Here is a 12151-nt window from a genome sequence, read left to right as displayed (position 1 = left end):
ACCGTGCAGCACAACTACCACGCAGGCTTCGCGTGTTTCGTCGGCCGGCCCAACGCGGGCAAGTCGACGCTCACCAACGCGATCGTCGGGCAGAAGATCGCGATCACGTCGGCGAAGCCGCAGACCACCCGGCACACCGTGCGCGGTGTCGTGCACCGGCCGGACGCGCAGCTCGTCCTGGTCGACACCCCGGGGCTGCACCGGCCGCGGACCCTGCTCGGCGAGCGGCTCAACGACCTGGTTCGCGCCACCTGGAGCGAGGTCGACGTCATCGGGCTGTGCCTGCCCGCCGACGAGGAGATCGGGCGCGGTGACCGGTTCATCACCGGCGAGATCGCCGCGCTGAAGGCCACCGTCGTCGCCGTGGTCACCAAGACCGACCTCGTCGACCGCGGCAAGCTCGCCGAGCGGCTCCTCGCCGTGCAGGACCTCGGCGAGTTCGCCGACATCGTGCCCGTCAGCGCCGTGTCCGGCGCGCAGGTCCAGACCCTCGTCGACGTCATGATCAGCCACCTGCCGGAGTCGCCGCAGCTGTACCCCGACGGCATGCTCACCGACGAGCCCGAGCACGTCCTGATGGCCGAGCTGATCCGCGAGGCCGCCCTCGAAGGCGTCCGCGACGAGCTGCCGCACTCGATCGCCGTCCTCGTCGAGGAGGTCATCCCCGAGGACGGCCTGACCAGGGTCTTCGCCGACATCTACGTCGAGCGCCCCAGCCAGAAGGCGATCGTCATCGGACACCAGGCGAGCCGCCTCAAGGACGTCGGCACCCGCGCCCGCCGCGAGATCGAGGACCTCGTCGGCGGCCGCGTCTACCTCGACCTGCACGTCCGCGTCGCCAAGGACTGGCAGCGCGACCCGAAGCAGCTGCGCCGCCTGGGCTTCTGAGGGGCTGCGACATGTCCGGCGTCGGGTTCAAGGGCAAGCTGTACCGCGACGACGCGGTCGTGCTGCAGGTGCAGAAACTGGGCGAGTCCGACCGGATCATCACCCTGTTCACCCGCCGGCACGGCCGCGTCCGCGCGGTCGCGAAGGGTGTCCGGCGCACCATGTCCAAGTTCGGCGCCCGCCTCGAACCGTTCGGCCACGTCGACGTGCAGCTGCTGGAAGGGCGCACCCTCGACGTCGTCAGCCAGGTCGAGGGCATCGAGCTGTACGGCCGCCGGTTCCTCGACGACTACCCCCGGTACACGGTCGCGTCCGCCATCGCGGAGACCGCGATCCGGCTGACCCCGATCGAGGAGGAACCGGCGCTGCGGCTGTTCCACCTCACCCTCGGCGGCATGCGCGCCCTCGCCAACGGCGAGCACGCCAGCAGCCTCATCCTCGACGCGTACCTGCTGCGGGCGATGGGCGTCTCCGGCCTCGCCCTCGCGCTGCGCGAGTGCGCGGTCTGCGGCACCCCCGGACCGCACCGCGGCTTCTCCCTCGCCGCCGGCGGCGTGGTCTGCCCCGACTGCCGCCCGCCCGGCGCGTCGCACCCGGCGCCTGCGACGATCGAGCTCATGGTGGCGCTCGCGGAATCGGACTGGGTGGTCGCCGACGCCAGCGAACCCAACCATCGGCGCGAGGCCAGCGGGCTGGTCGCGGCGCATCTGCAGTGGCACATGGAGCGGGCGCTACGCTCGCTCCCGCTCGTAGACCGGGACGACACCGCCCGGGGCCGAAAGGAAAGCTCGTGAGCAACTTCCGTCCGCCGTCGCAGCACCCCACCGGCGCCCGTCCGCCGGCACTGCCGAAGGAGGCCGTGCCGCAGCACGTGGCGATCATCATGGACGGCAACGGCCGCTGGGCGAAGCAGCGTGGCCTGCCCCGCACCGCCGGGCACACCGCCGGCGAGGCCGCCCTCTTCGACGTGATCGAAGGCGCGCTCGAGCTCGGCGTCAAGTACGTCAGCGCCTACGCCTTCTCCACCGAGAACTGGAAGCGTTCCCCCGACGAGGTCCGCTTCCTCATGAACTTCAACCGCGACACCATCCACCGCCGCCGCGACGAGTTCCACGAGATGGGCATCCGCGTCCGCTGGGCCGGCCGCCGCCCCCGCCTGTGGCGCAGCGTCATCAACGAGCTCGAGTACGCCGAGCAGCTCACCAGGCGCAACGACAAGCTCACCTTCACCATGTGCGTCAACTACGGCGGCCGGGCCGAGGTCGCCGACGCGGCCGCCCGCATCGCCGCCGACGTGCAGGCCGGGCGCCTCAAGCCGGACCGGATCACGGAGAAGACGTTCGCCCGGTACCTCGACGAACCCGACCTGCCCGACGTCGACCTGCTGATCCGCAGCTCGGGCGAGATGCGGACCAGCAACTTCATGATCTGGCAGGCGGCCTACGCTGAGTTCGTCTCGGTCGACACGCTGTGGCCCGACTTCGACCGCCGCCACCTGTGGTACGCCTGCGAGGTGTACGCGAAGCGCGACCGCCGCTTCGGCGGGGCGATCCCCAACCCGGTCGTGCCGACCCTGACCACCTGATGCTCTGGACGCCTCGGCGGGACGCCGTCCGGGCCCGCTGACCGAAGAGGACTCCGGCGACCGAGCCGGGCGTCGTACCGGGGACTGCCTGGCGGCGACGGACCCGCCAGGCGGGAGCGCGCTGGCGGCGCTTGTGCTCGGGTCGACGAGTCCGGCCCGGTTGACCTTGGACACTTTTGCCGCCCAGGGCCGGTCAAAGTGTCCAAGGTCAACGAGCAGCGGCGGGTTGGTCGGCTGCCGGCGCCCGCTGGTGCTGATGGTGAACGGATCGTCGCCGCGTCGTGTTGATCGGTGGTCGGGTTGCTGCGATCGAGCGGGTTAGTGGGCGAGATCGGCGGGCGGGCCGGGCGGCGCCCGGCCACCGGGATGCGGCGCGCATGCGGGTGAGGCTGCCGCGCGCAGCGCATGGCAGTGCGAGCGCCAGCGAGCATGGGGGGCTCCGGGGTGGGAACCCCCCGGCCGCCGCGGCGACAGCCGCCGAAGCGAGAACTGCTAGTGGCTGCCGCAGCAGGGGATCTGAGCGGCTGACTCGAAGGGGACCAGGACGCCGCCGCGGGCGAACTGGGTGACCAGGGTGAGTGTGCCGGCGCGCCAGATCGGGCGGACGAAGTCGCCGGTGTCGATCAACATCTCGGGGACGGCGGTCAGGCCGCCCAGGATGACCACCTGCTCGATCGCCGACTCCGACAGTACCGCCGACACGGGGATCACGCCGGTGAGCTTGTCGGAGCCGGGGAAGAGCACGGCGCGGGCGCCTTCCGGTGGGACGCCTTCGGAGCCGACGTGGACCTGGCCGGACTCGAACCAGGTGAACGCCGGGCGGCCGGCCACCAGGATGTGATGGTCGGCCGTCTGGACGTCGGGGAACACCGTCACCGGGGCAGGACCCAGATCGGGTTGGCGTAGAACCAGAGGTCCTTCCACGGGTCGGCGTCGCCGACCACGTCGATCGCGGGGCCCGCCGGGTCGACCGCGGCGCCGTGGTAGCCGGGGGCGGTGCGGTTGCCGTCGGTGCCGCGGAGGCGGACGTAGAACGGCTGGTCGGCGGGGCCGAGGTCGTAGGTGAAGGAGACCGTGCCGGTCGACTTGTTCACCTCGAAGGACTTGACGACCTTCGTGTTCGGGGCCTTGAACGCGTCCTTGTCGGACACGGCACCGGTCACGTCGCCCTTGATCACGTCGACGCGGGCGAGGGTCGGCACGAAGTTCGCCCAGTTCGGGGTGTTCGCGAGGTCGATCCGGATGACGAGCTCGGCGCGCTGGCCGCGGCGCAGGACGAGCGAGTCACCGAGGGTGACGCCGCCGTAGGCGCCCTTGGCCCGCACCTGCACGTCGAGCCCGCTGATCAGGCCGCCGTGGTCGACCCAGATCCGGCCGGCGCGCAGGCCCTCCATCACCGCCGCATAGCTGAAGTTGCGCGAGCCGACGTGGGTGCGGCTGTAGTACCCGGGCCAGAAGTCGCCGGGGGTGAGGCTGGTCGGCTGCCCGTAGACGGGGTCGAAGTGGAACCCGTTGGCGTTGAAGTCCGTGTTGTCGGGGCGCTTCGCGGTCTCCTCGTACACGACGTGCGAGTCGGAGTTCGCGGTGATCCACCACGCCTTGCCCTCGGCGAGGAGGCTGTCCCAGAGGCCGCCGACGGTGGAGGTCATCCAGTCGAAGCCGCCCCAGGTGCGGTAGCTCTCCGGCGGGTACCCGGCGAAGGAGCTGGCGCCGGGCGCGTTGCCGTAGAAGCCGCGGGCGGAGCCGCCGCCGTTCGGCTTCGCGATGCCGGCCGCCTGGTGGCCGGGGGCACCCTCGAACCCGATCGCGATGCGCGGGTCGGCGTCACGCCAGCCGCGGATCTCGTGCGGCGAGTCGATGCCGTTGCGGGCCGGGTGGTTGGCCAGGAACAGGGCGTCCTGGACCCGGCGCTTCGTGACCTGCTCGCCGAGGAACTTGACGCCGGCGATGGCGAGGGCCTCGGTGACCAGGGACGGGTCGACGGCGCCGACGGCCGAGCCGTCGAAGCTGTGCTCGAACTCCTTGAGCACCGCGACCTCGTTGGCGCCGGGGTGCACGAAGACGGTGCCGTGCTCGGCGGCCGGGATGTTCCACTCCAGGCCCTGGAAGACCAGCATGTCCTTGTAGTCGTCGCGGGCGTCCCGGATCGCCGGGTTGACCTTCTCGACGCCGATCTTCGCGTGCTGGACGCTGCCGTGGTCGGTGATGACCATCCAGTCCAGGCCGTAGGCGGACGCGTGCTTCACGTGGTCGCCGACGCGGTACATGCCGTCGCTGGAGAACTGCGTGTGGATGTGGTGGTCACCGGCGAGCCACTTGTAACCGTTGCCGACGGGGCGGCCGTGGCTGTCGAAGCCGGCGTGCTCGTCGTCGTGCGCGTGCGCGGCACCGGCGTTGGCTAGGGCGCCGCCGGCGGCCGCCGCGGCGCCGAGGAGGCCGGCGCGGCGCAGGAAGCCGCGGCGGGAGACGTCGCCGGGGGACAGCTCGGTGTCGGGGATCGAGGCGTCGAAGACGGCGGGCACGTCGCCGGTGCCCTGCGGCATGTCCTCGTGGTGGTGATGGTGGTGGCCGTGGCCCATGGGGGCTCCGTTCGGGTCGATGGTCCTCACTTCGGAATCTCGACCGCCCGAACGAACATCAGGTAGCGACGTGGCTATGTGTGCACGAACTTCAGCAAGATCAATGCCGCCGCGAGGATCGCGCCGGTGGCCACCACCAACCCGTCGGACCAGCCGAAACGGGTCTCGCGGGCGCTGGTGCGGGGCAGGCCCCGGTCGAACCCGCGGGCCTCCATCGCGGTCGCCAGCCGGATCCCGCGCCGGATCGCGCCGACCAGCAGCCCGAACGTCGCGGACACGGCCAGCCGCACGTGGCGGGCCGGGTTCCAGCCGCCGTCGATGCCGCGGGCCCGGCGGGCGAGCCGGATCAGCCGGTACTCCTCGGTGAGCAGCGGCACCAGCCGGAACGCGGCGAGCGCGCCGATCGCGAACCGGGGCGGCACCTTCAGGTGCGCGATGAGCGAGTCGGCGAGGTCCGTCGGGTCGATCGTCGCGAACACCACGAACCCGGGCAGGCCGATCGCGATGAGACGCAGCGCGTACCCGAGTGCCGGCTCGTGCACCTCGAACCCGGCGACGGTGCCGACGACCGGCCCCTCCTTCGCGCCGAGCAGCACCGTGAAGACCAGCACCACGGCCGCGGACAGCAGCAGCGGCCAGCCGCGCCGCCACAGGGCCGGCCCGCTCAGGCCGGTCAGCGGCAGCAGCGCCAGCTCCACGGCGATCGCGACGGCGGTGACGAACGGGTCGACGGTGCTGAGCACGGCGGCGGTGAGCAGCGCCGCGGCGAGCAGCTTCGCGGTCGCGTCCCGGTCCCGCACCCAGCCGGTGACCCGCCCGCCGAAGAGCCCGCGCGGACGCGCGCCGGAAAGGCCGCCGGAGACGCTCATCGCCGCTCCAGCCTCAGCCGGCGGTCGGCGAGCGCCTCCACGAGCTGCGCGTCGTGGGTGACGATCACCAGGCCGCGCCCCTCGTCGCGCAGGTCCGCGAGCAGCTCGACCAGCTCCCGCCAGGTCAGCGGGTCCTGGCCGAACGTCGGCTCGTCGAGGATCAGCAGCTCAGGGGCGGCCGCCAGGGCCGTCGCCACGCTCAGTCTCCGCTGTTCACCGCCGCTCAAGGTGTACGGGTTGGCCAGCGCCAACCGGTCCAGGCGCAGCCGGGTCAGCAGCTCGTCGACGACCTTCGGGTCGCGCCCGCCGAGAAGCAGCTCGTCACGGACGGTCGCGGTGACGAACTGGTGCTCCGGGTTCTGGAACACCGAGCCGATCCGGCCCGCGAGCTTCGCCGCCCGCCACCGGTGCGGCGGCCGGGGCTCGCCGCGCGCGACGACCCGGCCCGGCGCCGCCGGCTTCGTCAGGCCGCCCAGCAGCAGCGCCAGGGTCGACTTTCCGGCGCCGTTCGGGCCCTCGACCGCGAGCGCCTCACCGGCGCGGACGACCTCGTCGACCACGTTGCCGGTGTGCCGCAGGGCGAGCCGCTGCGCGGTCAGCAGGACGTCGCCGGGGGCGGTGCGGGCCCGGCGGTCCGGCACGACCAGCGGCGGCTGCGCCCCGCCGAGGGTCACCACCCGGTCGACCAGGGTCAGCGCCTCCCCGAACCGGTGCTCGACCAGGATCATCGTGGCGTCGACGTCGTGCAGCGCCTTGCCCAGCGCCGCACGTACCAGCTGCGCACCCTCGGGATCCAGGTTCGCGGTCGGCTCGTCGAGCAGCAGCAGCCCCGGCCGCGACACGAGCACGCCGGCGATCGCGAGCCGCTGCTGCTCACCGCCGGACAGGGCGGCGGTGTCGCGGTCCCGGCCGTACGGGAACCCGACGGCGGCCAGGGCGGCGTCCACCTGCGGCCAGATCTCGGCGCGCGGCACCCCCCGGTTCTCCAGGCCGAACGCGACGTCGTCGCCGCTGCGGCTCATCACCAGCTGCGTCTGCGGGTCCTGGAACACGATGCCCGTGCCGGCCCGGTGCTGCCGCGCGGGCCGGCCGTCGACGAGGACCTCACCCTCCTGCTCGCCGGAGTCCTCGGCGAGCAGGCCGGCCAGCGCGGCGAGCAGGGTGCTCTTGCCGGCGCCGGAAGCGCCCGCGAGCAGCACCCGCTCGCCGTGCTCGATCCGCAGGTCGAAGTGGCGGACCGCCCAGGCCTTGCGCCCGGCGTGCCGCCACCCGAACCCTCGGAACTCGACAACGCTCACGGATAGTTAGACGGCGGCCCGTTCGCGCCCCGACGGGAAGCGGTCGAGGACGCCGGTGGTGGCGAGGGAGCGCTGCAGCGCCCACGAGCCGGCGCCGGCGACGACCGCGCCGCTCGCCATGACGATCGCCGCGTACAGGGCCTTGTCGGTGTTGCTGAACGCGCCGTAGTACAGGTTGAGGTCCAGCAGGGCCGCACCGCCACCGGCGAGGGCCCCGGCGACGAGCGCGTTGCCGAGCTTGAAGCTGCGGTACCCGGTGAGCGCGAACCCGAACTCGCCGCCGACCCCCTGCACCAGGCCGGACAGCAGCACGCCGAGGCCCCAGGTCGAGCCGAACAGGGCCGAGACCAGCGCCGCGACGAACTCGGTGTAGAGCCCGGCGCCCGGCTTGCGGATCACCAGCGGGCCGAGCACGCCAGGGACGAGCCAGACGCCGTAGATGAACGCGCGCCACGGCAGCGCGACGCTCTCCATCGCGTTCCACAGGTTGTTCCACGCGTAGAACACGGCGGCGAACGCCACCGCGATGACCGAGGCGACGATGATGTCGACGGTCCGCCAACGGGTTTCCATTGCAGTGCCTCCTGGTTCGGGGGTGAGCCAGAAGGAGACGCGACGCCACGCCCGGGGGGTCCGGACGCGGCGCGTGGCGTGAGGTGACCGAGCTCCCTGCGCTGGCATTACCCAGATCAGGTTCGAGGGTCTGCGTCGGCCCGGCCGCCGCACTCTCAGCGCTGTGCGCTCCCCTGTCGGATGTGCAGTTGTTTCCCGACGGTAACAGCGAACGGACCACGGTCGAAGTTCCGGTCGCCAAAATCACGGCGCTTGATCCTTCTCCGCGGGGCATGGCCTTCGCTACTCGCGGGTAATAGCCTGGTCGGTACAGGACTGACACCTGGGGGTGCCGCAATGACGCAGGTCGCCGACAGCGCAGCGCACACGGACGCGAGCACGGCCACGACCACGAGCGAAACAGCGAACACGCACACCGAGCGGCAGGCGCGGAAGGTCATCGAGGCCAGCCGCGAGACGGAGTGGCGCAAACCGAGCTTCGGCAAGGAGCTGTTCCTGGGCCGCTTCCGCCTCGACCTGATCGACCCGCCGCCGGCCGACAAGGAGGCCGAGGCCGGGCAGGAGTTCCTCGCCAAGCTGCGGGCGTACATCAGCGGCGTCGACGGCCAGCAGATCGAGCGCGACGCCCGGATCCCCGACGACGTGCTCCGCGACCTGGGCAGCCTCGGCGCGTTCGGGATGAAGATCGACACGAAGTACGGCGGGCTCGGCCTGTCCAACCTCGACTACTGCCGGGCCCTCGCGCTCGTCGGGTCGGTCAACCCGTCGATCGGCGCGCTGCTGTCGGCGCACCAGTCGATCGGCGTGCCGCAGCCGCTGAAGCTCGTCGGCACCGATGAGCAGAAGCAGCGGTTCCTGCCCCGGCTGGCCGGCGGGGAGGTGTCCGCGTTCCTGCTCACCGAGCCGGAGGTCGGCTCGTACCCGGCGAACCTGCGCACCTCCGCCGTGCCCACCGAGGACGGCGACTACCTGCTCAACGGCGTCAAGCTGTGGGCCACGAACGGCACCCTGGCCACCCTGTTCGTGGTGATGGCGCTGGTACCGAAGAGTGAGGGCCACCGCGGCGGCATCACCGCGTTCGTGGTCGAGGGCGACGCGCCGGGCGTGACGATCGAGCGGCGCAACGCGTTCATGGGCCTGCGCGGCCTGGAGAACAGCGTGACCCGCTTCCACGACGTGCGGGTGCCCGCCGCGAACGTCATCGGCGGCGAGGGCCAGGGCCTGCGCATCGCGCTGAGCACCCTCAACACCGGCCGGCTGTCGCTGCCCGCGATGTGCGTCGGCGCCGGCAAGTGGTGCCTCAACGTGGCCCGCGAATGGGCCGCCGAACGCGTCCAGATGGGCCGCCCGATCGGCTCGTACGAGGCCATCGCGAAGAAGATCGCGTTCATCGCGGGCTCCACGTACGGCATGGAGGCGATGGTGGAGCTGTCGTGCCGCCTCGCCGACGACGACCGCAACGACATCCGCATCGAGGCGGCGCTCGTCAAGTTGTACGCCAGCGAGCTGGCCTGGAAGGTCGCCGACGAGCTGATCCAGATCCGCGGCGGCCGCGGCTACGAGACCGCCGACTCCCTCGCCGCCCGCGGTGAACGCCCGATCCCCGCCGAGCAGATCCTGCGCGACCTGCGGATCAACCGCATCTTCGAGGGCTCGACCGAGATCATGCACCTGGCGATCGCCCGTGAGGCGGTCGACGCGCACCTGTCCGTCGCCGGCGACATCATCGACCCCGACGCCGGGCTCGGCGCGAAGGCCAAGGCGGCCGGCAAGGCCGGCGGGTTCTACGCCAGGTGGCTGCCGACCCTGGTCGCCGGCAAGGGCCAGCTCCCGTCCGGCTTCAGCGACTTCGGCCCGCTCGCGCAGCACCTGCGCTACGTCGAGCGCGCCTCGCGCCGGCTGGCCCGGGAAACCTTCTACGGCATGGCCCGCTGGCAGGGCCGGCTCGAGCACAAGCAGGGGTTCCTCGGCCGGATCGTCGACATCGGCGCCGAGCTGTTCGCGATGTCCGCCGCCTGCGTCAAGGCCAACAGCGAGCGGGCCGGACGCCCCGAGGGCATCGAGCTGGCGGACCTGTTCTGCCGCCAGGCGACGCTGCGCGCCGAGGCGCTGTTCCGCGACCTGTGGGACAACGCCGACGCGGTCGAGGCCGCCGCCGCGAAGCGGGTCATCGCCGGCCGGTACCTGTCGCTGGAGGAGGGCATCATCCCGCCGGCCGCGTCGGGGCCGTGGCTGGCCACGTGGGAGCCGGGCGAGTCGACCGCCGAGGACGTCCGGCGCCGCTTCTGAGCACCGCACCGTCCGCACCTTCCGCGGCCGCCGGCATCCGTGCCGGCGGCCGCCGGCTTGTCGAGCCGATCTCCGGCCCGTGGCGGTGGGTCAGCGCAGGCCGAGGCTGCGCAGCTCCAGGGTGGCGAGGGCCTCGACCGCCTGTTTGTCGCCCTTGCGCCACAGCGCCGCGATGTCGGGGTCGATCTTCACCAGCCGGCCGAGCGGCTGGGTCGCCAGGGCCCGCAGGGCGAGCAGGTCACGGCCGGCCGTCGCGCCGCGCAGGCGCGCCGCCGACCCGGCCCGGCGCATCCACCGGATCCGCAGCGGCAGCCACAGCAGCACGACCAGGGCGACCGGCACCGCGATCACCAGCACCGACATGATCCAGGCGAGGTCGTTGACGATCTCCTGCTGCTCGCGGCCGGCGTCGGCGAGGGAACGGGCCGCGTTCGCCGCGTTGGTGAAGGGGGCGGCGACCGAGTCCGGTACACCCGGCACGCCATTGATCTTGTCGCCGGCGCCCTGGAGGTTGTCCGCGAGGCCCGTGCCGGCGCCTTCGAGCTTCCTGCCGGGCGCCGCCAGCTTCTGAATGAGATCGAACAGCGTCATGCCCAGCCTGATCCATACGTAGATCCAGACGACCACGAACACGTCGGTGAGGAACTGCCGCAGGGCGGTGGGGGCACGGTCGGCATAGAGCTTCACGAGTCAAGCCTGACGTACCGACGCTGTGGCCGCACTGTGACCATGCGCCAGGGTGCGCTCAGGAGCCGCCGGCCTCGCGGGCGTGGGAGACGGCGTCGGCGACGATGTGCGCGATGTGGTCGTCGGTGAGCGCGTACGCGATCTCCCGCCCCCGCCGGGAGCCGCGCACCACACCGGCGCCGCGCAGGACACGCAGGTGCTGCGACACGAGCGGCTGCGGGGCGCCGAGCGTGTCGACGAGCTCGTGCACGCAGCGGGGACCGCCGGCCAGCTCGGTCACGATGCGGATGCGCAGCGGGGCGGCGAGGGCACGCAACAGCTCGCCGGCCGCCTCGTAACCCTCAATGCTCGACATATGCGCAACGGTAACCGTTGTCAGTAACCATGGTCCACACGGTCGAGCACCACCTCGGGCGTAGTGCGGTCCGCGACCGGCGGTGGTGGTCCGGTACGGCGGCGCCGCACCGCCTTCCACGCCGAGACGCCGACGGTGACGGCGAAGAAGCCGCCGATGGCGAGCAGGACCACGGTCGCGCCCGGGCCGGTGTCGGCGGCGGTCGAGACCCAGATGCCGCCGCCGGAGGCGGCCAGCCCGAGCAGCACCGCGACCAGCATCGTGGTGCGGAAGCCGCGGGTGATCTGCTGCGCGGTCGCGACCGGCACCACCATCAGGGCGCTGACCAGCAGCAGGCCGACGGCCCGCATGGCGACCGTGACCGTGACCGCGGTCGTCACGGCGAGGACGAGGTTGAGGGCGCGGACCGGCAGGCCGGAGACGCGCGCGTACTCCTCGTCGTGGCAGACCGCGAAGAGCCACGGGCGGAGCAGGACCGCCACCGCGAGCACCGCGCAGCCGAGGATGAGCATCACCGTCAGGTCCTGCCGGCTCGTCGTGAGCGGCGAGCCGAACAGGTACGTGACGAGACTGCGGTTGCTCTGCTCGTCGGACAGGTTGACCAGGACCACGCCGCCGGAGATGCCGCCGTAGAACAGCATGGCGAGGGCGACGTCGCCGGAGGTCCTGCCGCGCTCGCGGACCAGCTCGATGACGACGGCGCCGAGCGCGGCGGCGATGACCGCCATGAACACCGGCGACTGGTGCAGCAGCAGGCCGAAGCCGACACCGGTGAGCGCCACGTGACCGAGACCGTCACCGATCAGCGACAGCCGGCGCTGCACCAGGTAGATGCCGATGGCGGGCGCCGACGCGCCGGTGATCAGCGCCCCGATCAGGGCCCGGATCATGAAGTCGTACGTAAATAAGCTCATGCCGTCACCTCCGCTGCGCTCCGGCGCCGGCCTGAGCTCCACCCTGAGCTGTCGATTCGCAGCCCTCCGCTGTGCTGCGGGCCGCTCATGCCGTCACCTCCGCTGCGCTGCGGC

The 12151-nt window shown here is 72.2% G+C and carries 12 protein-coding genes and 1 riboswitch; of the genes, 4 read left to right on the top strand and 8 right to left on the bottom strand.

Annotated elements, in window-relative coordinates:
- Nucleotides 1–3: 3 nt before the first annotated feature.
- Genes era through OP18_RS38435 form a run of 3 tightly spaced genes read left to right on the top strand, consistent with a single transcriptional unit; the run spans nucleotide 4 to nucleotide 2473 of the window.
- Complete coding sequence (gene era / locus OP18_RS38445; protein WP_033364067.1) at nucleotides 4–888, top strand: GTPase Era; 885 nt, start codon at nucleotides 4–6, stop codon at nucleotides 886–888.
- A gap of 11 nt (nucleotides 889–899) precedes the next feature.
- A complete protein-coding gene (gene recO / locus OP18_RS38440) occupies nucleotides 900–1682 on the top strand; it encodes a DNA repair protein RecO (RefSeq protein ID WP_033364066.1) in 783 nt (260 codons plus the stop codon).
- Nucleotides 1679–2473: an isoprenyl transferase gene (locus OP18_RS38435; protein ID WP_033364065.1), complete on the top strand. Its 795-nt coding sequence runs from the start codon at nucleotides 1679–1681 to the stop codon at nucleotides 2471–2473. Before recO ends, OP18_RS38435 begins: the two co-directional genes overlap by 4 nt.
- Nucleotides 2474–2965: 492 nt before the next feature.
- Here OP18_RS38435 and OP18_RS38430 read toward each other — a convergent pair whose 3' ends face one another.
- From OP18_RS38430 to OP18_RS38410, 5 genes are all read right to left on the bottom strand, one after another.
- Nucleotides 2966–3349 carry a hypothetical protein gene (locus OP18_RS38430; RefSeq protein ID WP_052387958.1) on the bottom strand — a complete coding sequence of 128 codons (384 nt, stop codon included), beginning with the start codon at nucleotides 3347–3349 and terminating at the stop codon, nucleotides 2966–2968.
- Nucleotides 3346–5052 (bottom strand): PHP domain-containing protein, encoded by a 1707-nt coding sequence (locus OP18_RS38425; RefSeq protein WP_033364064.1) that lies wholly within the window; start codon nucleotides 5050–5052, stop codon nucleotides 3346–3348. The genes OP18_RS38430 and OP18_RS38425 overlap by 4 nt, the downstream gene beginning before the upstream one ends.
- A 74-nt stretch (nucleotides 5053–5126) precedes the next feature.
- Nucleotides 5127–5921, bottom strand: coding sequence for an energy-coupling factor transporter transmembrane component T family protein (locus tag OP18_RS38420; protein ID WP_081971462.1), 795 nt, complete (start codon nucleotides 5919–5921; stop codon nucleotides 5127–5129).
- On the bottom strand, nucleotides 5918–7219 hold the full coding sequence (locus OP18_RS38415; RefSeq protein ID WP_033364063.1) for an ABC transporter ATP-binding protein: 1302 nt from the start codon (nucleotides 7217–7219) through the stop codon (nucleotides 5918–5920). Before OP18_RS38415 ends, OP18_RS38420 begins: the two co-directional genes overlap by 4 nt.
- A gap of 6 nt (nucleotides 7220–7225) precedes the next feature.
- A complete protein-coding gene (locus OP18_RS38410; protein ID WP_033364062.1) occupies nucleotides 7226–7792 on the bottom strand; it encodes an ECF transporter S component in 567 nt (188 codons plus the stop codon).
- Nucleotides 7793–7867: 75 nt separating this feature from the next.
- Nucleotides 7868–7977: riboswitch (TPP riboswitch) on the bottom strand.
- Nucleotides 7978–8128: 151 nt separating this feature from the next.
- Between OP18_RS38410 and OP18_RS38405 the strand changes: the two genes are divergently transcribed.
- Nucleotides 8129–10081, top strand: coding sequence for an acyl-CoA dehydrogenase family protein (locus OP18_RS38405; protein WP_033364061.1), 1953 nt, complete (start codon nucleotides 8129–8131; stop codon nucleotides 10079–10081).
- A 90-nt stretch (nucleotides 10082–10171) separates the two neighbouring features.
- Here OP18_RS38405 and OP18_RS38400 read toward each other — a convergent pair whose 3' ends face one another.
- Genes OP18_RS38400 through OP18_RS38390 form a run of 3 tightly spaced genes read right to left on the bottom strand, consistent with a single transcriptional unit; the run spans nucleotide 10172 to nucleotide 12037 of the window.
- On the bottom strand, nucleotides 10172–10768 hold the full coding sequence (locus OP18_RS38400) for a hypothetical protein (protein ID WP_033364060.1): 597 nt from the start codon (nucleotides 10766–10768) through the stop codon (nucleotides 10172–10174).
- 58 nt (nucleotides 10769–10826) lie between these two features.
- A complete protein-coding gene (locus OP18_RS38395) occupies nucleotides 10827–11123 on the bottom strand; it encodes an ArsR/SmtB family transcription factor (RefSeq protein WP_033364059.1) in 297 nt (98 codons plus the stop codon).
- A gap of 20 nt (nucleotides 11124–11143) precedes the next feature.
- On the bottom strand, nucleotides 11144–12037 hold the full coding sequence (locus tag OP18_RS38390; protein WP_033364058.1) for a metal ABC transporter permease: 894 nt from the start codon (nucleotides 12035–12037) through the stop codon (nucleotides 11144–11146).
- Between the last annotated feature and the right edge of the window lie 114 nt (nucleotides 12038–12151).

This window comes from Dactylosporangium aurantiacum, assembly GCF_000716715.1.
Classification (GTDB): domain Bacteria; phylum Actinomycetota; class Actinomycetes; order Mycobacteriales; family Micromonosporaceae; genus Dactylosporangium; species Dactylosporangium aurantiacum.
The sequence above is the reverse complement of the archived record's forward strand: the minus strand, read 5'-3'. Positions and strand labels throughout refer to the sequence as shown.